Annotated in this window: 20 protein-coding genes and 1 pseudogene; 10 read left to right on the top strand and 11 right to left on the bottom strand. The window is 74.7% G+C overall.

The genetic code is table 11. The annotated features are described in order from the left end of the window. Nucleotides 1-6 precede the first annotated feature (6 nt). Nucleotides 7-2208 carry an ATP-dependent DNA helicase RecG gene (gene recG / locus IRY44_RS07360; protein ID WP_194799691.1) on the bottom strand — a complete coding sequence of 734 codons (2202 nt, stop codon included), beginning with the start codon at nt 2206-2208 and terminating at the stop codon, nt 7-9. Continuing rightward, nucleotides 2205-3818 carry a DAK2 domain-containing protein gene (locus tag IRY44_RS07355; protein WP_194799690.1) on the bottom strand — a complete coding sequence of 538 codons (1614 nt, stop codon included), beginning with the start codon at nt 3816-3818 and terminating at the stop codon, nt 2205-2207. The genes recG and IRY44_RS07355 overlap by 4 nt, the downstream gene beginning before the upstream one ends. Nucleotides 3819-4027: 209 nt before the next feature. Between IRY44_RS07355 and rpmB the strand changes: the two genes are divergently transcribed. Both rpmB and IRY44_RS07345 read left to right on the top strand, forming a co-directional pair. After that, nucleotides 4028-4219, top strand: coding sequence for a 50S ribosomal protein L28 (gene rpmB / locus IRY44_RS07350; protein WP_011905179.1), 192 nt, complete (start codon nt 4028-4030; stop codon nt 4217-4219). A 219-nt stretch (nt 4220-4438) separates the two neighbouring features. Continuing rightward, nucleotides 4439-5695: an ATP-grasp domain-containing protein gene (locus IRY44_RS07345; protein ID WP_194799689.1), complete on the top strand. Its 1257-nt coding sequence runs from the start codon at nt 4439-4441 to the stop codon at nt 5693-5695. Here the strand turns inward: IRY44_RS07345 and IRY44_RS07340 are convergent. Both IRY44_RS07340 and IRY44_RS07335 read right to left on the bottom strand, forming a co-directional pair. Continuing rightward, nucleotides 5692-6159 (bottom strand): GNAT family N-acetyltransferase, encoded by a 468-nt coding sequence (locus tag IRY44_RS07340; protein ID WP_135243728.1) that lies wholly within the window; start codon nt 6157-6159, stop codon nt 5692-5694. The two genes, IRY44_RS07345 and IRY44_RS07340, sit on opposite strands and share 4 nt — an antisense overlap. 156 nt (nt 6160-6315) lie before the next feature. After that, nucleotides 6316-7266 carry a thiamine-phosphate kinase gene (locus tag IRY44_RS07335; protein ID WP_194799688.1) on the bottom strand — a complete coding sequence of 317 codons (951 nt, stop codon included), beginning with the start codon at nt 7264-7266 and terminating at the stop codon, nt 6316-6318. A 163-nt stretch (nt 7267-7429) separates the two neighbouring features. Here IRY44_RS07335 and IRY44_RS07330 point away from each other — a divergent pair, with 163 nt between their 5' ends. Both IRY44_RS07330 and IRY44_RS07325 read left to right on the top strand, forming a co-directional pair. Then, a complete protein-coding gene (locus IRY44_RS07330; RefSeq protein ID WP_013284547.1) occupies nt 7430-7663 on the top strand; it encodes an Lrp/AsnC ligand binding domain-containing protein in 234 nt (77 codons plus the stop codon). Next, the gene (locus IRY44_RS07325; protein WP_194799687.1) at nt 7664-8251 is read left to right on the top strand and encodes a DUF3515 domain-containing protein; all 588 of its coding nucleotides are present in this window, start codon (nt 7664-7666) and stop codon (nt 8249-8251) included. Between the two features lie 38 nt (nt 8252-8289). Here IRY44_RS07325 and IRY44_RS07320 read toward each other — a convergent pair whose 3' ends face one another. Further along, on the bottom strand, nt 8290-9393 hold the full coding sequence (locus IRY44_RS07320) for a D-alanine--D-alanine ligase family protein (RefSeq protein ID WP_194799686.1): 1104 nt from the start codon (nt 9391-9393) through the stop codon (nt 8290-8292). A gap of 166 nt (nt 9394-9559) precedes the next feature. After that, entirely contained in the window at nt 9560-9784 is a 225-nt protein-coding gene (locus IRY44_RS07315; protein WP_194799685.1) for a hypothetical protein, read from the bottom strand. Between the two features lie 234 nt (nt 9785-10018). On the opposite strand from IRY44_RS07315, the gene IRY44_RS07310 reads away from it, so the two are divergent. Together IRY44_RS07310 and IRY44_RS07305 are read left to right on the top strand one after the other, a co-directional pair. After that, nucleotides 10019-10864, top strand: coding sequence for a helix-turn-helix transcriptional regulator (locus IRY44_RS07310; RefSeq protein ID WP_194799684.1), 846 nt, complete (start codon nt 10019-10021; stop codon nt 10862-10864). Nucleotides 10865-10868: 4 nt separating this feature from the next. Continuing rightward, on the top strand, nt 10869-11060 hold the full coding sequence (locus IRY44_RS07305) for a DUF397 domain-containing protein (protein WP_194799683.1): 192 nt from the start codon (nt 10869-10871) through the stop codon (nt 11058-11060). A 22-nt stretch (nt 11061-11082) separates the two neighbouring features. Here the strand turns inward: IRY44_RS07305 and IRY44_RS07300 are convergent, their stop codons facing one another. The 5 genes from IRY44_RS07300 to IRY44_RS07280 all read right to left on the bottom strand — a co-directional run bounded on the left by IRY44_RS07300 (nt 11083) and on the right by IRY44_RS07280 (nt 16043). Next, entirely contained in the window at nt 11083-12132 is a 1050-nt protein-coding gene (locus IRY44_RS07300; protein WP_194799682.1) for an ROK family protein, read from the bottom strand. Between the two features lie 87 nt (nt 12133-12219). Continuing rightward, nucleotides 12220-13011, bottom strand: a complete 792-nt coding sequence (locus IRY44_RS07295) for a putative protein N(5)-glutamine methyltransferase (protein ID WP_194799681.1) — start codon at nt 13009-13011, stop codon at nt 12220-12222. Between the two features lie 172 nt (nt 13012-13183). Beyond that, on the bottom strand, nt 13184-14302 hold the full coding sequence (locus IRY44_RS07290; protein WP_194799680.1) for a cystathionine gamma-lyase: 1119 nt from the start codon (nt 14300-14302) through the stop codon (nt 13184-13186). Between the two features lie 11 nt (nt 14303-14313). Beyond that, complete coding sequence (locus IRY44_RS07285; RefSeq protein ID WP_013284538.1) at nt 14314-15321, bottom strand: NAD(P)H-dependent glycerol-3-phosphate dehydrogenase; 1008 nt, start codon at nt 15319-15321, stop codon at nt 14314-14316. Then, the gene (locus tag IRY44_RS07280; RefSeq protein ID WP_194799679.1) at nt 15318-16043 is read right to left on the bottom strand and encodes a 1-acyl-sn-glycerol-3-phosphate acyltransferase; all 726 of its coding nucleotides are present in this window, start codon (nt 16041-16043) and stop codon (nt 15318-15320) included. Before IRY44_RS07280 ends, IRY44_RS07285 begins: the two co-directional genes overlap by 4 nt. Before the next feature lie 95 nt (nt 16044-16138). Between IRY44_RS07280 and cofC the strand changes: the two are divergent. The 4 genes and pseudogenes from cofC to IRY44_RS07265 form a co-directional block, all read left to right on the top strand. After that, nucleotides 16139-16762 (top strand): annotated as a pseudogene (gene cofC / locus IRY44_RS07275) (2-phospho-L-lactate guanylyltransferase); the annotation flags it as partial. 24 nt (nt 16763-16786) lie between these two features. Further along, entirely contained in the window at nt 16787-16984 is a 198-nt protein-coding gene (locus IRY44_RS30620; protein ID WP_043330566.1) for a cold-shock protein, read from the top strand. Between the two features lie 54 nt (nt 16985-17038). Continuing rightward, complete coding sequence (locus IRY44_RS07270) at nt 17039-19345, top strand: RNA degradosome polyphosphate kinase (RefSeq protein ID WP_370584876.1); 2307 nt, start codon at nt 17039-17041, stop codon at nt 19343-19345. 7 nt (nt 19346-19352) lie between these two features. Next, on the top strand, nt 19353-20270 hold the full coding sequence (locus IRY44_RS07265) for an NUDIX hydrolase (protein ID WP_194799676.1): 918 nt from the start codon (nt 19353-19355) through the stop codon (nt 20268-20270). Nucleotides 20271-20274: the final 4 nt, after the last annotated feature.

The raw sequence follows: 20274 nt of genomic DNA, 5'->3' as shown, positions 1-20274 counted from the left end.
CGCGCGTCAGCCCTTCTCCAGGTATTCGGCGCGCTCCTCGTCGACGAGCGCGGCCACCGACGCCGCGAGCGCCGGGTGCCGAGCCAGATCCGGGTCGTCCTCGACCAGTTCGATCGCCTCGGCCCGCGCGTCGCGGATCAGCTCGGTGTCGCGCAGCAGCGACAGCAGCCGCAGGTGCGAGCGCCGGCCGGACTGGGTGGCGCCCAGCACGTCGCCCTCGCGGCGCTGCTCCAGGTCGAGCTCGGCGAGCTTGAACCCGTCGGTGGTGGAGGCGACCGCGTCCAGCCGTTCCCGCGCGGACGAGCCCTCGGCCGCCTCGGTGACAAGCAGGCACAGACCGGCCGCCGAGCCCCGGCCCACCCGGCCGCGCAACTGGTGCAGCTGGGAGACTCCGAACCGGTCGGCGTCCAGCACGATCATCACCGTCGCGTTCGGCACGTTCACGCCGACCTCGACCACTGTGGTCGCGACCAGCACGTCCAGCTCGCCGTCGGCGTACGCGCGCATCACCGCGTCCTTCTCGTCCGCCGGCAGCCGCCCGTGCAGCACCCCGATCCGCAGGCCGTGCAGCGGCCCCTCGGCCAGCAGCGGGGCCACCTCGGTCACCGCCAGCGGCGGGCGCCGGCCGTTGTCGTCCTCCCGCGGCGCCTCCTCGTCCGACACCGGCCCCTCACCGATCCGCGGGCACACCACGTACGCCTGGTGGCCCTTCGCGACCTCCTCGCGCAACCGGCGCCAGGCCCGGTCGAGGAACGCCGGCTTCTCGGCGGCCGGGACCACGTGCGAGGCGATCGGCGAACGGCCCTGCGGGAGCTGGGACAGCGTGGAGGTCTCCAGGTCGCCGTAGACGGTCATGGCCACGGTGCGCGGGATCGGTGTCGCGGTCATCACCAGCACGTGCGGCGGCTGCTCGGCCTTGGCGCGCAGCGCGTCGCGCTGCTCCACGCCGAAGCGGTGCTGCTCGTCCACCACCACCAGGCCGAGGTCGTGGAAGTCGACGCCCTCGTAGAGCAGGGCGTGCGTGCCGAGCACGATGCCGGCGCGGCCCTCGGCCACCTCGGCCAGCGCCCGGCGCCGGGCCGCCGCGCCGAGCGAACCGGTGATCAGTTCGACCCGCGTGGCGTCCTCGGCGGCGCCCAGCTCACCGGCCCGGCCGAGCGGGCCGAGCAGGTCGAGGATGCCCCGGTGGTGCTGAGCGGCGAGCACCTCGGTCGGGGCCAGCAACGCGGCCTGTCCACCGGCGTCGACCACCTGGAGCATGGCGCGCAACGCCACCACCGTCTTACCGGAGCCCACCTCGCCCTGGAGCAGCCGGTGCATCGGGTGCGGCCGGGCCAGGTCGGCGGCGATCTCCCGCCCGACGACCTGCTGGCCGGAGGTCAGCTCGTACGGCAGCCGCGCGTCGAACGCGTCGAGCAGGCCGCCCGCCTTCGCCGGCCGGGCCCGTCCCGGGGACGCCGCCGCCCGCTGCTTGCGCTGCACCAGCGTGAGCTGCACGGCGAACGCCTCGTCCCACTTCAGCCTGCGGCGGGCCCGGTAGAGCGCCTCCTTGCTGGTCGGACGGTGGATCTCACGCAACGCGGTGCCGATGTCGGCCAGGTTGCGGGTGGCCCGCACGGTGGCCGGCAGCGGGTCCTCCGGCGGGGTGAACGTGTCGAGCACGACGCGGACGCAGCGGGCGATCACCCAGGTCGGCACCGCCGCCGCGGCCGGGTAGACCGGGATCAGCGCCCCGGCGAACTCCTCGACCTCCTCGTTCGCCGCCGCCTCGCCCTCGCCGCCCTCGCCGAGCAGGACGTACTCCGGGCCGTTGAGCTGCCGCTTGCCCCGGAACTCGGTCACCTTGCCGGCGAACAGCCCCCACCGGCCGGGCCGCAGCTCCCGCTCGCGCCACGCCTGGTTGCCGAAGAACGTGCAGGTGAGCACGCCGCCGGAACCGTCGCCGACGGTGACCTCCAGCAGGTTGCCGCGCCGCTGGCGCATCGGGCGCACGGCGGTGCGCTGCACCTGGGCGAGCACCGTGACCTGCTCCCCCACGTCGAGCGAGCGGATGTCGGTGTGCTCGCCGCGCTCGTCGTACCGGCGCGGGAAGTGGTAGATCAGGTCGCCCGCGGTGTGCAGGTCGAGATGCCCGGCCAGCGCCTTCGCGGTGCGCTCACCGACCAGTTTCTTCAGCGGCGTGTCCACTGTGGCCGCTTCACCAGTCATTCGACCCCCACCAGGAGCGGATAGTGCGGCTGCCCGCCCTCGTACGCCTGCACCTCGACGAACGGCCAGGCCCCCTCGACGTGCGCGCGGACCCGGTCGGCCAGCCCGGCCGGCGCGTCAGCGCCGCAGAGCAGCGTGACCAGTTCGCCGCCACCGCCGAGCATCCGGTCCACCACTGCGGTGCAGGTGTCGACCAGATCCTGCCCGATCAGGTGCACCTCGCCCTCGACCAGGGCCAGCACGTCACCCGGGCGGGCCGGGCCGGCGACGGTGAGCGCCTCCCGGGCGGCGTGGCAGACCTCGGCGTACCGGCAGGCGCCGGCCGCCTCGGCCATCGCGATCACGTCGTCCTCGAACCGCCGCTTCGGATCGCGGACGGCGAGCGCCGCGAGCGCCTGCACCGGTGAGCGGGTGGGCACCACGCTCACCTTCACGCCGAGGCCGTGCGCCTCCCGGGCTGCCGCGCTCGCCACGGACTGGGTGTTCGGGTCGTTCGGCAGCACCACCACCCGGGCGGCGCCGGTGGCCCGGATCGCGTCGAGCAGTTCACCGGTGGACGGGTTGGCGGGCACCACGACGGCGCCCTCGGCGGCGAACAGCTCCGCGATGCCCGCGCCGGTGGCGACCACCACGGCGGCCCGCCCCTCCGGCAGCGGCACCTGCGGCCCGGGCGCCGGGGCGGTCTGGTCGGCGAAGCGGGTCACGCTGATCCGGTGCGGGCGGCCGGCGACCACGCCTGCCTCGACCGCCGCCCCGATGTCGTTGACGTGCACGTGCACGTTCCAGGTGCCGGCGCCGTCGCCGACGATCGCGAGGGAGTCGCCGAGCGCGTCCAGCTCGGCGCGCAGCCGGGTCACCGCGTCGTCGCCTGCGTCGAGCAGATACTGCACCTCGTAGGCGTACGCGTCGGAGCCGCTCTCCCGCACGGAGGTGACCGGCGCGCGGCGGGCGGGCGGCGCGGGCGCCGGCCGGCCCGGGCTCTCCCCCGTGATCACCTCGACCAGCGCGTCCAGCAGCAGGCACAGGCCGCGCCCGCCGGCGTCGACGACGCCCGCGCGGGCCAGCTCCGGCAACTGCTCGGGGGTACGCGCCAGCGCGTGCGCCGCCGCCTCGCTCGCGGCCCGGGCCACGGCGCGCAGGTCGTCGCTGTCCGCCCGGCGAGCCGCATGCGCCGCGGCGGCGACCACACTCAGCAGCGTGCCCTCGACCGGCCGGGCGACAGCGGCGTAGGCGGCGGTGGTGGCGTCGGCCAGCGCGTCGGCGAGCTGCCGCCCGCGCACCGCGGGCACGGCGGCGAGCGTGTCGGCGAGACCGCGCAGGATCTGCGAGAGGATCACCCCGGAGTTGCCGCGTGCGCCGAGCAGCGCGCCCCGGGCCATCAGCCGCAGCGCGTGCCCGTGCGGGGTGTGCCCGTCGTCGGGGAGGGTGCCGAGGTCCATCGCCAGGGCCTGCTGGGCCGAGGTGAACGTGAGCACCAGGTTGGTGCCGGTGTCGCCGTCGGGCACCGGGTAGACGTTCAGGTCGTCGATCTCGCCCTGGTGGGCCCGGAGGGCGGTCAGCCCGCTCGCGCACCAGCGGCGTACCGCTGCGGCGTCGAGGGTCTCCAGCACGTCGGGAAGCCTACTGGCGCACACCGACACGCGCCGGGGTCGTCGCCGCGTGTCCGCCCCGGCGGACGGCCCGGCCGGGACGCCGGTACGCTGGGTGGGCTCGCGAAAGGGCCGGTTGGGCGTACCGACTGTCATCGGGTAACCTGACCAGGTTGCCCGGGCAGCGCCTGGCGGCGACCTCATGAACGTTTCAATCCCAGGAGTATCCCGTGGCTAGCGTGTGCGACGTCTGTGGCAAGGGGCCGGGCTTCGGCCACAACGTGTCCCACTCGCACCGGCGGACCAACCGCCGCTGGAACCCGAACATCCAGTCGGTGCGCACCCCGGCCGGTGGCGGCAACACCAAGAAGTTGAAGGTCTGCACCTCGTGCATCAAGGCCGGCAAGGTCACCCGCGCCTGACGCGGTAGCGCCACCGGAACATCGTCGGTCGCCGGCGGATCCCTTCGGGGTCCGCCGGCTTCTGTCGTGTCCGGCGACCCGCCGTGCCCACCGGCCCGGTATCGGCCGACCCGCCCCCGCACCCCTGACCGACCGTACGGCGACCGCCTCGATCCGGCCGGTTAGGGTGCTGCTGCGCCGGCCGTCCGGTTCCGGCGCGAGCCGTGGGGAGGGTGACCGGTGGACCTCGATCTGGGTCGCGAGCAACTGGTGGTGGTCGGCGCGTCGTTCGGCTCGCTGAGCTGGTTCGACCAGGAGCTGCCGCCGGGCAGCGTGGTGCTGGTCGAGGAGCCGGACGTGATCGCCCGCCGCGACCTGGCCCGGTTCGCCGAGCGGCTGCCGATGATCGGGCGTCTCGTCGCGGCCGAGTACCAGACCGGCTTCGACCCGGACGCCCTGCTCGCCCGCGAGCCCGGCCTCGCCGACGCCCGGCTGGTCCTGCCCGGCCTGGAGTACGCGGTCGGCGCCACCGCCCGGCTCGCCGACCGGCTCGGCCTGCCCGGCGCCGGGGTGGAGGCCGCCGACGTCTTCTCCGACAAGCACCGGATGCGGCTGCTCGCCGACCGGATCGGGCTCGCCAACCCGGCGTACGAGCTGGTCGACGACCCGGCGCGGGCGGTGGAGTTCGCGCAGGCGCACGGCGGGCGGTGCGTGCTCAAGCCCACCCGCCGCTCGGGCAGCCTGGGCGTGCAGCTGATCACCGACGCGGCCGAGGTGCCGGCCCGCTGGGCGGCCAGCGCCGCCCCGCCCGACCCGGCCGAGGCCACCGAGCGCGGCCTGCCCACCGGCGTGCTGGTCGAGGAGCTGCTTGTCGGTTCCGAGCACAGCGTGGAGCTGCTCGTGGCCGAGGGCGAGGTGGTCTTCGCCAACGTCACCGACAAGCGGATCGCCGGTGGCCGCTACCCGGTCGAGACCGGCCACACCGTGCCGTCCGCGCTGCCCGCCGACGCGAACGACGCGCTGCGCGCCGCCGCGGTACGCCTCGCCGAGGCGGCCGGCTTCCGCAGCGGCATGCTGCACAGCGAGTGGATCCTCGCCGACGGCGTGCCGACGCTGGTGGAGTGCGCGGCCCGGATGCCGGGCGACATGATCACCGCGCTCATCTCGATCGCCTACGAGCGGGACGTCATCGAGGCGTATCTGCGGATCCTGCGTGGCGAACGGCCGGAGCTGCCGGCGCGGGCGACCGGCGCGGCGGCGATCGAGTTCCTGATCGCGCCGCCCGGCCGGGTGACCGCCGTGGACGGCAGGCGCGACGCGCTGCGCGTGCCGGGCGTGCTCGACGTGCAGGTGGAGACGAAGGTCGGTCAGACCGTGCCGGAGCTGCTCTCCTCGGCGCACCGCAGCGGGCACCTGATGACCTGGGGTGCCACCCCGGACGAGGCGGCGGACGCCGCCCGTCGCGCCGCCGGGGCGATCCGCATCTCGGTGGGCTAGAGGGTACGGCCGTACGACAGGCAGCCCGGGGCGTCCTTGTAGAAGCCGAAGTTCGGGATCCGCTCGTAGCCGGCCGAGGTGTACATGGCGATCGCCTCGGGCTGCTTGTCGCCGCACTCCAGCACGATCCGCTTGCGGCCGTGATCGCGGGCGGACCGCTCGACCGCGCCGAGCACCGCGCGGGCCACGCCCCGGCCCCGGGCCGCCGGGTCGGTGTACATCCGCTTCAGCTCGGCCGTGTCGCCGTCCTCGCCGTGGCTGCGCCAGCCGCCGCAGCCGACCGGCCGCCCGTCCAGGTAGGCGACGAGGAACGTGCCGTCCGGCGGGGTGAACTCGGCCGCGTCGACGGGGGTCTCGTCGCCGCTGCCGCCGTACCGGGCGCCGAGGTCGGCCAGCGCCGCCCGGATCAGCGCCTGCGACTCGGGCGCGTCGAAGCGCCGCTCCCGGATCTCGATCTCGCTCACCGTGCCAGGTTACGACCGCCGCCGGCCCGGCCCGGCCCGGCCGCCGGGGGTCGGACGCAGATCACTCCCGCCCGGTCACTCCGCCCTGCGGCTGCGCCGGTTACTCCGCCGTCCGGCGGCCGTGCCGACTATTCCGCCGTCCGGCGGCCGGGCCGACTATTCCGCCGTCCGGCGGAAGTGGTCCCAGCCGCGCGGACCGCTGTAGGCGGCGCCGTCGACGGTGACCCCGGCGCCGGCCGCCACCCGCCCGACCGGCAACCAGCCGTCCGGGAGCGCGGCGTCCGCCGGGAACGTCGCGGCCAGCGCGTGGTCCTCGCCGCCGGCCAGGATCCAGGCGTACGGGTCGACGCCGAGCGCCTGCGCCGCGTCCCGCATCTGCCGGGGCACCTCGAACGCGTCGCGGCTCACGTCGATCGCGACGCCGCTGGCGGTCGCCACGTGCCCGAGGTCGGCCAGCAGCCCGTCCGACACGTCGATCATGGCGGTGGCCCCGGCCGCGGCGGCAGCGGGTCCGGCGGCGTACGGCACCTCGGGGCGGCGGAACGCCTCGACCAGCAGCCGCGGCGTGCGGAAACCCCGGGACAGCACGGTGTAGCCGGCCGCCGACCAGCCGGTGCGTCCGGCCAGCGCCACAATGTCACCGGGGCGGGCGCCGGAGCGCACCACCGGGTCACGGCCGGCCAGGTCGCCGAGCGCCGTCACCGCGACGGTGAGCGTCGGGCTGCCGGACATGTCCCCGCCGACCACGCTCGCGCCGACCAGCGCCGCCTCCGCGCCCAGCCCGTCGGCCAGTTCCTCGGCCCAGGCCGGGTCCAGCTCGGCCGGCATGCAGAGCGCGACGAGCAGCGCCGTCGGGGTGGCGCCCATCGCGGCGATGTCGGCGAGGTTGGCCGCCGCCGCCCGGTGTCCCACGTCCCGCGCCGACGACCAGTCACGGCGGAAGTGCCGCCCCTCCACCAGCACGTCGGTCGAGGCGACCACCCGCCGGTCCGGCGCGGCCACCACCGCGCCGTCGTCGCCGGGGCCGAGCAGGCAGTTCCGTCCCTGTGCCAGCCGGGCGGTCACCCGGCCGATCAGGCCGAACTCGCCGACATCAGTGACAGTCATTCCGTCCCCTCGCTCCGCTGCGTCGTTCCGCACGTCCCACCCCTGTCCGCACCGGCGTGTGCTCGCTCACCGCGTCCGACCGGCAACCGATAGGGATCACGGCCGCTCAGTACGGTAGTTTCACCCTTCGGGTCGCCCGGAGGCGACGGACGGAGGTCGAGTCGTGGTACAGGCGTACATCCTCATCCAGACCGAGGTCGGCCGGGCGCGTGACGTGGCCGGTCTGATCGCGGACCTGGCCGGCGTGGTACGGGTCGACGCCGTCACCGGGCCGTACGACGTGGTGGTGCTCACCGAGGCGAACACCGTCGACGAGCTCGGCAAACTCATCGTCAGCAAGGTGCAGATGGTGCCCGGCATCACCCGCACCCTCACGTGTTCGGTGGTGCGGCTGTAAGTGGACGAGAAGGACACCTCCCCCCGCCGGGACGGCGCCACCCGCCGTGCCGCGCTCTGGGCGACGCTGGTCGCGGTGCCGGTGACCCTGGCGGTGGCCGGGTTCACGTTCGCCAAGCTGGCCCCGGAGTCGCCGGACGCCGCGCCGAGCGCGTCGGCGAGTCCCCGGGCGCAGTCCAGCGCGCCGGTCGAGATGCCCGCCCCGGCCCTGGCCGAGCGCCCGACCATCCTCTGCCGCGCCCTGATGTCGCAGCTCCCGGACAGCGTGCGTGACCTGCCGCAGCGTCCGGTCACCGCGGGCCCGGAGCAGAACGCCGCGTACGGCGACCCGGCGCTGACCGTGGCCTGCGGCGGCAGCCCGGCGGAGTTCCCGCCCACCGACGAGGTGTGGACGGTCAACCAGGTCTGCTGGCACGCGGCGCAGGAGGCCGACGCCACGGTGCTGACCACCGTCGACCGGGAGACCCCGATCCGGGTGCGGATGCCGAAGTCGTACGAGCCGCCGCTGCAGTGGGTGACCTCGATCTCCGACACGATCGTCAGCTCGGTCCCCTCGGCGAAGCAGGCCCCCTCGGGCTGCTCCGCCTGACGCCCGCCGGCCCAGCGGCCGGCGGGCGGTGCCGGCCGTCAGCGGCCGGCGCGGCGGTGCAGGGCGGTACGGATCAGCCGGTTGACCAGCTTCGGGTACTCCAGCCCGCTGGCCGACCACATCCGCGGGAACATCGACGTCGGGGTGAAGCCCGGCATCGTGTTGATCTCGTTGAGGTAGACATCCATCTGCGGGGTCACGAAGAAGTCGACCCGGGCCAGGCCGGAGCAGTCGAGCGCGGTGAAGGCCCGGGTGGCGTAGTCGCGCACCTGCCGGGCGACCGGCTCGGGCAGGTCGGCCGGCACGTCGTACTCGCAGACCTGGTCGGCGAAGATGTACTTGGCCTCGAAGTCGTACCAGTCCTGATCGCCGATCATCCGCACCTCGGCGAGCACGGAGGCCTCCGGCGCGCCACCGGCCTCGCCCTCCAGCACGCCGCACTCGATCTCGCGGCCGACCACGGCGCCCTCGACGAGCACCTTGCTGTCGATCTCCCGCGCGGTGACGAGCGCGGCGTCCAGGTCCGCCCAGTCGTCGACCTTGGTGATGCCGAACGAGGAGCCGGCCCGGGACGGCTTGACGAAGACGGGCAGCCCGAGGCGCTCCTTGTCCTCGTCGCTGAGCGACATCCCGGCGCGCAGCACCGCGTACGGGCCGACCGGGATGCCCTCGGCGGCGCAGAGCTTCTTGGTGAACTCCTTGTCCATGGCCGCGGCGGACGCGAAGACGTTCGCGCCGACGTAGGGGATGTCGGCCATCTCCAGCATGCCCTGGATGGTGCCGTCCTCCCCGTACGCGCCGTGCAGCACCGGGAAGACCACGTCCACGTCGGCCAGCGCGACCGGACCCTGGGCGGGGTCGAGCACCATCAGGCCGCCGACGGCGGGGTCGGCGCGCAGCACCAGTTCGGCGCCGGAGCCGGCGGTCACCTCGGGGAGCTTGCGGTCGGCGATGGCGAGCCGGCTCGGGTCGCCGCTGGCGAGCACCCACTGGCCCTGCCGGGTGATGCCGACCGGGACCACCTCGAACTCGTCCGGGTCGAGCGCGGCCAGCACGCTGCCGGCGCTGACGCACGAGATGCCGTGTTCGGGGCTGCGGCCGCCGAAGACGATCGCCACACGGGTCTTGCCTGGGGTGGTCATGGTCACCTCATCGTTCGCGACTGCGGCTGGCCGTGCTCGCCGGTGGCGCTCACCCGACTGACCTTACTGTGCGTTGCCGCAAGCGGTGGTCGTTACCCGGGGAGACGCGGAGTCGCGTGGCAAACGGTCAAGGTGACATATACGGGGAGTAACGGAGTGGTGTGCCTCAGAAGGCCGGGTGCCGGGGCCGGCGGCCGACCGCGATGACCTTCACCCGCTGCCGGCCCGCCCGCACCATGCCCAGCGCCATGAACGCGCCGGCGATCCGGTCGGCCGCCTCCCGGCTGCTGGCGCCGACGACCTGACGGCGGCGTTCCGGGCTGGTCCGTTCGTCGCGTCGACTGCCGTCCGGCGGACGCACGTCGGTGAGGACGACGAGGAACCTGGTCACCGCGCAATTCCTCCCGTCTCGTGGACCGGCAGGGGCACGCGGCGGTCGGATCGTGGGGGAGTGAAGAATCCGACCACCGCGCGCCCCATCCCCTCCGGTCGCTCACCACCACCGTCGCCACGACAACCGGCGGTGAGGACGCCGTCACACATTGACAGGTTGACCGGCGTGAATGCAACTCTCATCGACTTTCTCTCACGCCCACTTTCCCGAGAGATGTGCGACCATCGATGCATGGCGCCGAAGACCGCCCGGGCCCGACGGCTCGGCATCGCCCTGCGGACCCACCGGGAGGCCGTCGGCCTCACCCTGGAGGCCGCAGCCGACGAGATCAACAGCACCCGGAGCACGCTGTCCCGCTACGAGAACGCGCAGACGCTCGTCAGCCCCGCCACCGTGCGCGCGCTGCTGACCAGCTACGGCGTGGACCCGGCCGACATCGCCGCGGCGGTGCAGCTGGCGAAGGACGCCCGCAAGCCGGGCTGGTGGGTGTCCTATTCGTACCTGCTGGACCAGCGCACCATCGACTTCATCGCGCTGGAGGCCGAGGCCACCGGTATCGCGAACTTCGAACCGTCTGTGGTGCCCGGTCTGCTGCAGACCGCCGACTACATCCGCGGGGTGATGCGCGGCGGCCCCCACACGCTCACCGACGAGCAGGTGGAGCAACGGGTCCAGCTACGGCTGGACCGCCAGCAGCGGCTCTCCGGGTCCGAGCCGCCGATCCTCGACGCCATCATCGACGAGGGCGCGCTGCTGCGCCCGGTCGGTGACCACTCGGTCATGTCCGGCCAGCTCCAGCACCTGCTGAAGATGGCCGAGCTGCCGAACGTCACGGTGCAGGTGATCCCGCTCGCCGCCGGCTACCACCGGGGCACCCGGGGATCGCTGCACATCCTGGAGTTCGCCGACCCGGAGGACCCGATCATCGCCTCGGTGGAGACAGTCGCCGGGCAGATGGTCCTCGACCGGCCGAGTGACCTGCGTACCTGCGCCAAGATCATGGAGCACCTGCGGACCGTGGCGCTGAGCCCGGCGGCCAGTCGGGACCAGCTCCTCCGCCTGCTGAACGAGAGGTGACCAGATGAACGGCACGAATCCCACACCGGCCCGCTGGCGCAAGAGCAGCCACAGCGGCGACGAGGGCGCGTGCGTGGAGATGGCGCCGCTGCCCGGCGCGGTGGCGGTCCGCGACTCCAAGGACCCGGCCGGCCCGGTGCTGGTGTTCCCGCCGCACACCTGGGCCGCGTTCACCGCCGCGCCGCCGAGCGCCTGACCGGCCCGTCCGGCGGGCGGCGTCAGCCGAGTGGGGCGGCGGCGGTGGCGGCACCGCGTACCGCCTCCAGCGCCGCGATGGCCACCCCCCGCGCGCCGGCCATGTCCCGGTCCGGCACCAGCGCGAAGGTGGCCACCGCCCGCTGCTCCTCCCGCAGCACCGTGTGCTCGGCGACCGCGGCGAGGAACCAGTCCCGGAACTCCGGCGCCGCCTCCACCACGCCCCCGCCGACGAAGTACGCGTGCGGGTCGGTGAAGTTGGCCGCGATGGTGAACAGCCGGCCCAGCGCCTTGGCCTGCTGGGTGAAGACCAGGCGGGCCAGCGGGTCGCCGCGTTCGCCGTAGCCGCGCAGCAGCTTCGCCGCCCGGTCCGGCTCCTCCGCCGCGAGCGGATGCTCCGGATGCCGGGCCAGCCAGTACGGCAGCAGGTTGCGCCGGATCGCGGTGAGCGAGGCGACGCTCTCCGCGTCCCCGGTGAAACCGCAGGCGCAGACCGGCGCCGCCTGGTCCGGCTCGATCAGGCCGTCCAGCGGGATGTGCACGTGCCCGAACTCGCCGGCCATGCCGGCCGCGCCGCCGACCACCCGGCCGGACTCCACCACGCCCCCGCCGAGCCCGGTGCCGACGATCGCGGACACCGACGACCGGGCCATCGCCTCGGCGCCGAAGTAGACGTGGTGGGCGTAGAGGGCGGCGGCGTTGCCGTCGTTGGCGTACACCACAGGCAGGCCCAGCCGCCGTTCCAGCGCGGAGCGCACGTCGAAGCCCCGCCATGCGGGCTGGGAGAAGTTCGTCGAGCCGCGGGACGAGATCACACCGGTGGCGCTGGCCGGGCCGGGCGTGTCCAGCCCGACCGCGCGGACCAGGTCACGCGGTACGCCGGTGTGGGCCAGGACGCCGTCGAACGCCCGCGCCAGTGCCTCCACCGCCGCCTCCGGGCCGGCGCCGACGTCGCTCGGGATCTCCAGCAGCCCGTCCACCAGGAACCGGCCGTCGACTGTGAGCACCGTGGCGTTGTCACTAGTGCCCCCGTTGTCCAGCCCCACCACCACCGGCACACCTGCGCTGCCCACCGCCACCGCCTCCCGCCGCGCCTGACCCGAGGCTAGTTCCCGTCCGGGCCACCCGCCACGCCCCCCGGCGGGACTCCCCGGCCGCGGTCAGCCGGGACGGCGGGCGGTCACCGCTGTCGCCTCGCGTTCCTCGTCGCGGACCACCGCCGGTTGCAGCCCGGCGGCGGTGAACACGGCGCACAGCTCCGGGGCCTGCGCGACGCTCACCTCGACCACGACGTGCCCGCCCGGGGCGAGCCACTGCGCCGCGCCGGAGGCGACCCGGCGCAGCACGGCCAGGCCGTCGGTGCCGCCGTCCAGCGCCACCGGCGCCTCGTACAGGCGTGCCTCGGCCGGCAGCGAGGCCACCGCGGCGGTCGGCACGTACGGCGCGTTCGCCACTACCAGGTCCAGCGTCCCGCGCCGGCCGGCCGGCAGCGCGTCGAACAGGTCGCCCTGGTAGACCGGGACGCCCAGTGGTTCGAGGTTGCGCCGGGCGCAGGCCACCGCCACCGGATCGATGTCGGCGGCGGCCAGCCAGCGCGGCGTCAGCCGCTCGTGCAGCACCACGGCGGCGGCGCCGGAGCCGCAGCACAGGTCGAGCACCGCGGGCGCCGGCCCGGCCAGCGCCGTCGCGGTGTCGACGAGCAGGGCGGTCCGGCCGCGCGGCACGAAGACCCCCGGGTGGACGGCGATGCGCCGGCCGCAGAACTCGGCCCAGCCGAGCAGGTGCTCCAGCGGCAGGCCGGCGACGCGACGGTCGGCCAGCCGGGTCAGCGACTGCGCCGAGTCGGCGGCGGCGATCAGCAGGTCCGCCTCGTCCTCGGCGAAGACGCAACCGGCGGCGCGCAGCCGCCGGACGAGGGCCGGGCGGTCGGGGGTGAACACGGTGGATGCCATGGCAAGCCTTTCGGGAAGCGCTCGTCGGCGCCCCCGGCGTCGCCTCAGCCCCGAAGCGACGCGGACTCGGAGGGAGCGCCGGTCCTCTGCTCGTGGATCGGACTCACCTCCTCGGGTCGGGGCCGCACGGGCCGTGGCTGCCCGTCACCTTAGCCCAGCGGCCGATACGGCGTCAGCCCGCCGCGTCCAGCGCCGCCGTCACGTCGGCGAGCAGGTCGGCGGTGTCCTCGACGCCGCAGGAGAACCGCACGAAGCCCGGCGTCGTGTCGTCGCCCCACTGGGCCCGCCGGTCGGCGGTGCTGTGCAGGCCACCGAACGAGGTGGCGGCGGCCACCAGGCGGGAGGCGGCGAGGAACCGGGCCACCCGGCGCTCGTCATCCAGGTCGAACGAGAGCACACCCGGTACGCGCCGCATCTGGGCCGACGCGACCGGGTACGCCGGATCGTCCGGCCGTCCGGGCCAGCGCAGGCCGGTGACGTCCGGGCGGTCCGCGAGCAGGTCGGCCAGCGCCCGCGCGTTCGCGGTCTGCCGGGCCAGCCGCAGGTCGAGCGTGGCCAGCGACCGGTGGGCCAGCCAGCAGTCGAACGCGCCGGGCACACCGCCGGTGGTGTTGCGCCAGGTGGTCGCCGCGTCCCGCAGCCCGGCGTCCCGTGTCGCCAGGTAGCCGAGCAGCAGGTCCGAGTGGCCGGTCAGCGCCTTCGTGCCGGAGGCGACCACCACGTCCGCGCCGAGGTCCAGCGGGCGCTGGCCGAGCGGCGTGGCGGTGGTGTTGTCCACCGCCACCAGCGCTCCCGCGGCGTGCGCGGCGGCGGCCACCGCCGCGACGTCGACGACATCCAGGCCGGGGTTCGCCGGGGTCTCCAGCAGCACCAGCCGGACACCGTCGAACGACGGGTACGGCCCGGCCGTGGGCACGAGCACCACACGTACCCCGAGCTGCTCCAGCGCGCCGGAGGCGAAGGAGCGCACCGAGTAGTAGCCGTCGGCGGGCAGCAGCACGGTGTCGCCGGGACGCAGCACCGTCAGCAGCAGCCCGGTGATGGCGGCCTGGCCGCTGGCGAAGACCCGGCAGTCGCCGCCCTCCAGCTCACCGATCGCGGTCTCCAGCAGCCGCCGGGTCGGGTTGTCGGGCCGCCCGTACCCGTCCACCGCCGCCGACGGGCCGCGCTCCGGGTCCAGGTGGTACGGCGCGGCGAAGACCGGGCCGGGCAGGAACGGCTGCCCGGGTACCGCGTCCGGCAGGCCGGCGTGCACGCTGCGCGTGCCGTCACCCCAGTGCTCGCTGCTCATCCCCGCTCCGTTCACTCGTACGACTCAGGCTTGGCGGTACGGCTCATCAGCGCGTCCACCGCCAGGCGCGGATCCATCCCCTCGTGGCAGATCCGCTCGATCTGCTCGGTGATCGGCATCTCGACGCCGTGCGCCCGGGCCAGGTCGCGGATGGCCAGGCAGCTCTTGACGCCCTCGGCGGTCTGCCGGGTGGCCGCCTGGGCCTGCTCCAGCGTCTCGCCCCGGCCCAGGTGCTCGCCGAAGGTGCGGTTGCGGGCCATCGGCGACGAGCAGGAGGCGACCAGGTCACCCATGCCGGCCAGCCCGGCGAACGTGATCGGGTCGGCGCCGAGCGCCACGCCCAGCCGGGCGGTCTCGGCCAGGCCGCGGGTCATCAGCATGGCGCGGGTGTTGTCGCCGAAGCCCATCGCGGTGGCGATGCCGTACGCCAGCGCGATCACGTTCTTCACCGCGCCGCCCAGCTCGCAGCCGATCACGTCGTCGTTCGTGTAGGGGCGGAAGTACGGCGTGCGGATGGACGCCTGCACCAGCGCGGTGCGACGGCTGTCGGTGCCCGCGACCACTGTGGCGGCCGGCTGTTCGGCGGCGATCTCCGGGGCCAGGTTGGGCCCGGAGACGACCACCACCCGGTCGGCGGGCACCCCGGCGGTCTCGGTGATCACCTGGCTCATCCGCTTGGTGGTGCCCAGCTCGATGCCCTTCATCAGCGACACGAGCGTGGCGTCCGGCGCCAGGTACGGCGTCCAGTCGGCGAGGTTGCCGCGCAGCGTCTGCGAGGGCACCGAGAGCACCACCACCTCGGCTCCCTCGATCGCCTCGGCGGCGTCACCGGTGGCGGTCACCCGCTCGGGCAGGCGGATCCCCGGCAGGTACTCCGGGTTGTGCCGCCCGGTCCGGATCGCCTCGGCGACGGCGGCCCGGCGGGCCAGGACCGTCACGTCCCGCCCGGCGTCGGCGAGGATCTTGGCGAACGCGGTCCCCCAGGAACCGGCGCCCAGCACGGCGACGTGCCCGCTCATTCGGTGACCTCCCGGGTGCCGGTGCGGGCGGGCCGCTGCCAGAGCGGCGGTGGTGTGCCGCCGCGGATCTCCGCGACCAGATCCCGGATGCGCAGCATGATGGTGTCCGTCATCTCCTCCAGGATCGGCCGGGTCGGCGTGGCGCCGGCCCAGCGGCTCAGGTCCACCGGCGGCCCGGCGATCACCGTCACCGGGGTACGCGGGCGCAGCCCGAACCGGGCCGTACGCGGGTCGAACATCCGTTCCGGGCCGACCATCGCGATCGGGACCACCGGGGCGCCGGTGGCCAGCGCCAGCCGGGCCGCGCCGGTCTTGCCCTTCATCGGCCACAGGTCCGGCTCCCGAGTGGTGGTGCCCTCCGGGTAGATCACCACCGCGCCTCCCTCGGCCAGCGCGGCGACCAGCTTGTCCAGCGACTTGACCGCTTCGACGGTGCCCCGCTCGACCGGGATCTGCTGGCAGCGGTGCAGGATCCAGCCGACCACCGGCACCCGGAACACGCTGGCCTTGCCGAGGAAGCGCGGCCAGCGCCCGGCGTCGTAGACGTAGTGCGCGACCACGAGCGGGTCGGCGTGCGAGATGTGGTTCGGCACGAGGATCACGCCGCCGTCGCCGCGCAGGTGCTCCATGCCCCGCCAGGTGCGCCGGGTCCAGACCGTCATCAGCGGCTTCACCAGCACCACGGCGAGCCGTCGCCAGAACCCCAGCCTGCGCCGTGCCACAGTGCCTCCTCGATCCGCCCACGCGCCCCGGCACAGAATCATGCCTGTTCGCCCCCGCTGCGGCCAGTGCGGGTACCGGCGGCCCCGCTGGCAGGATGGTCGGCGTGTCTGAGGCCCGCTGGACCGTGGTGATGCCGGTGAAGCGCCTGCCGGCGGCGAAGAGCCGTCTGCGGGGCGCGCTGCCCGGCGTACCCCATGAGGAGCTGGCACTGGCCCTGGCGGCCGACACGCTGCGCGCGGTGCGGGCGTGCCCGGCGGTGGCCCTGGTGCTCGTGGTCACCGACGACCCGCTGGTGGCGGCGGCGGCCGGCGCGACGGGCGCCGACGTCGCCGGCGACCCCGGCGGCGGCCTCAACGCGGCGTTCCGGCACGGCGCGGCGGTCGCCGGGCCGCGCGCCGCGGTGGCCTGCCTGACCGCCGACCTGCCCGCGCTGCGACCGGCCGACCTGGCCGCCGCGCTGCGGGCCACCCAGCGGGTACGCGGGTTCGTGGCTGATGCCCCGGGGGGAGGCACGGTGCTGCTCGCCGCGCCGGCCGGCGCGGCGCTGTCGCCGCGGTTCGGGCCCGGCTCGGCCGCGGCGCACGCGGCGAGCGGGGCGCTGCCGCTCGCCGGGGAGTGGCCCAGCCTGCGCCGGGACGTGGACACCCCGGCGGACCTGGCCGACGCCGCCGGGCTGGGCGTGGGGCCGCGCACCGCCGCGCTGCTGGCCCGGGTCGCCGGGGCGGTCCGGTACGGTGCTGGCATGCAGGGGACGGTGGCCACCTACGACGCGTCGACCCGCAGTGGCGTGCTGCTGCTCGACGACGGTACCGAGCTGGCGTTCCCGGCCCGCGCGTTCGACGCCTCCGGGCTGCGGCTGCTCCGATTGGGGCAGCGTGTCCGGATCGAGCGGGACGCCGACGGCGAGGTGGTCCGGGTGACCTTGCCGACGATGGCGTGAACAACCTGGCCCGAGTTCATTTTCCGTTCACCCTTGTCGGGGAATCATGAGGTGGTGAGCACCCCTCGCGAGCACCCCGACGGCCCGCCGCCGATCCTCGACCCCGGCACGCCCCGCAACGGCCGCCCCACCCGCGGCCCGGACGGGCGGTTCCGCCAGACCCGGCCCCCGGAGGAGCGCCTCGGCGCCGACCCGGACGCGGCCGGCGCGACCGGCCTGGACGAGCCGCTCGACCCGGTGGAGGGCCCCGGCCCGGCCGGCGAGACCGCCGCGGACGCCGCCCCGCCGGCCGTACCGCCGCTGCCGGAGGACCGGTTCCTCAACCGGGAGCTGTCCTGGCTCGACTTCAACGCCCGGGTGCTGGCGCTCGCCGAGGATCCGCGTACCCCGCTGCTGGAACGGGCGAAGTTCCTGGCCATCTTCGCCAGCAACCTGGACGAGTTCTACATGGTCCGGGTCGCCGGGTTGAAGCGGCGGCTCTCCGCCGGCCTGCCGGTACGCGGCGGCGACCGGCTGCCGCTGCGCACCCAGCTCGACCTGATCACCGAGAAGGCAGCCGGCCTGGTCGCCCGGCACGCCGCCTGCCTGGTCGACGACGTGCTGCCGAAGCTCGCCGCCGAGGACATCCGCATACTGCGCTGGAGCGACCTGGACGACGCCGAGCGGGAGCGGCTGCGCACCTGGTTCCGGGAGCACATCTTCCCGGTGCTCACCCCGCTGGCGGTCGACCCGGCGCACCCGTTCCCGTACATCTCCGGCCGGTCACTGAACCTGGCCGTGTCGGTACGCGACCCGGACGGCGGCTCGGAGCTGTTCGCCCGGGTCAAGGTGCCGAACAACGTGCCCCGGTTCGTCCGGGTGCACCGCGACCAGCCGGGCGTGCGGTTCCTGCCGGTCGAGGACCTCATCTCGGTACACCTCGGCCAGCTGTTCTCCGGCATGCAGGTGGTCGAGTGCCACCTGTTCCGGGTGACCCGCAACGCCGAGGTGGAGGTGGACGAGGACCGAGACGAGGACCTGCTCCAGGCGCTGGAACGGGAGCTGGCCCGGCGCCGGTTCGGCCCGCCGGTACGCCTGGAGGTCGCCGCGTCCATCTCCGACCACATGCTGGAGCTGCTGGTCCGTGAGCTGGACATGGACGGCCACGACGTGCTGCGGGTCCGTGGCCTGCTCGACCTGTCCGCGCTGTGGCAGGTGTACGGCGAGGCGGACCGGCCCGACCTGAAGGACCCGTCGTTCGTGCCGGCCACCCATCCGCGGCTGGCCGAGGGTGAGGTGCCGCGCAGCGTCTTCGCCACGCTGCGCGACGGCGACGTGCTGGTGCACCACCCGTACCACTCGTTCGCGACGAGCGTGCAGCGCTTCGTCGAGCAGGCGGCGGCCGACCCGAACGTGCTCGCCATCAAGCAGACGCTCTACCGCACCAGCGGCGACTCCCCGATCGTGGACGCGCTCGTCGATGCGGCCGCCGCCGGCAAGCAGGTGGTGGTGCTGGTGGAGCTGAAGGCGCGCTTCGACGAGGTGGCGAACATCGGCTGGGCCCGCACGCTGGAACGGGCCGGCTGCCACGTGGTGTACGGCCTGGTGGGGCTCAAGACGCACTGCAAGACCGCGCTGGTGGTACGCCAGGAGGGCAACCAGATCCGCCGCTACTGCCACATCGGCACCGGCAACTACCACCCGAAGACAGCCCGGCTCTACGAGGACTTCGGCATGCTCACCGCCGACCCGGAGATCGGCGCCGACCTGACCGACCTGTTCAACGTGCTCACCGGCTACAGCCGGCAGACCGCGTTCCGGCGGCTGCTGGTGGCGCCGCAGGGCATCCGCAGCGGCCTGATCGAACGCATCGACAGGGAGATCGAACACGTCCGGCTGGGCATGCCGGGGCTCGTGCAGTTCAAGGTGAACTCCCTGGTGGACGAGGAGATCACCGACGCGCTCTACCGGGCGTCGCGGGCCGGCGTGCACGTGGACCTGCTGATCCGCGGCATGTGCACGCTGCGGCCGGGCGTGCCGGGGCTGTCGGAGAACATCCGGGTCCGCTCGATCCTCGGCCGGTTCCTGGAACACTCCCGGATCTTCCGGTTCGGCAACAACGGCGACGCCGAGTTCTGGATGGGCTCGGCCGACCTGATGCACCGCAACCTGGACCGCCGGGTCGAGGCGCTGGTGCAGGTGAGCGACCCGGTGGCACGGGCCGAACTGGACCACGTCCTCACCGCCGCGTTCGACCCGGACGTGGACGCGTTCGAGCTGGCCGCCGACGGCACCTGGCACCGGCGTACCGGGGACGGCGACGTGCCGCTGACCCACCTCCAGGATCTGTTGCTGCGCCGGGTCGGCGGCCGGGCGGACTGACCGGGCCGTGGCGCGTGCCGGGCGGGCATACGGTGAGCGGGTGAGCGACGACGAACCGGTACGGATCCGGGCCGCCGGTGGCGTGGTGTGGCGCCCGGGTCCGGCCGGCGTCGAGGTCTGCCTGGTGCACCGCCCCCGGTACGGCGACTGGTCGCTGCCGAAGGGCAAGCTCGACCGTGGCGAGCACCCGCTCGTGGCCGCCGTTCGCGAGGTGGCCGAGGAATCGGACGTCCGCGCCGTGCCGCAGGTCCGCCTGCCCACCGTCCGCTACCGCAGCGAGGGTCTCGCCAAGGCGGTCGACTACTGGTCCATGCGGGCGGCCGGCACCGGCGGTTTCCAGCCCGGCACCGAGGTCGACGACGTGGCCTGGTTCCCGGTCGACGACGCGGTACGCCGGGTCAGCTACCCGCACGACGCCGAGGTGATCGCCGCGTTCGCGGCGCTGCCGCCGGTCACCGCGACGGTGCTGCTGCTCCGGCACGCGCACGCCGGCAAGCGCGGCACCTGGACCGGCCCGGACCACGGCCGCCCGCTCGACGACGAGGGATGGGCGCAGGCGCGGGCGCTGGTCCCGCTCGTCGCGCTGGTCCGTCCGGCCCGCCTGTTCTCCGCCTCGGCCCGGCGTTGCGTGCAGACGCTGGACCCGGCGGCGGCCCGGCTGGACCTGCCGATCGAGGTCTGCGGCGACTTCGACGAGCCGGCGCCGGGCCAGCAGGTCGAGGAGTGCGCACTCGCCGCCGCGGCCCGGCTCGTCGCGCTGGCGCAGGCCGCCGGGACGGTGGCGGTGTGCAGCCAGGGCAAGGTGATCCCGGGCGCGCTGGAACGGCTCACCGGCCGCGTGGACGAGGACTTCACCACCGACAAGGGCGGCGGCTGGCTGCTGCCGTTCGCCGGTGACCGGTTGGTCCTCCCCGACCGCCTGTGAGGCG

The organism is Micromonospora sp. ANENR4, from assembly GCF_015354395.1.
GTDB lineage: Bacteria > Actinomycetota > Actinomycetes > Mycobacteriales > Micromonosporaceae > Micromonospora > Micromonospora aurantiaca.
This window is presented reverse-complemented; position numbering and strand designations above follow the sequence as displayed.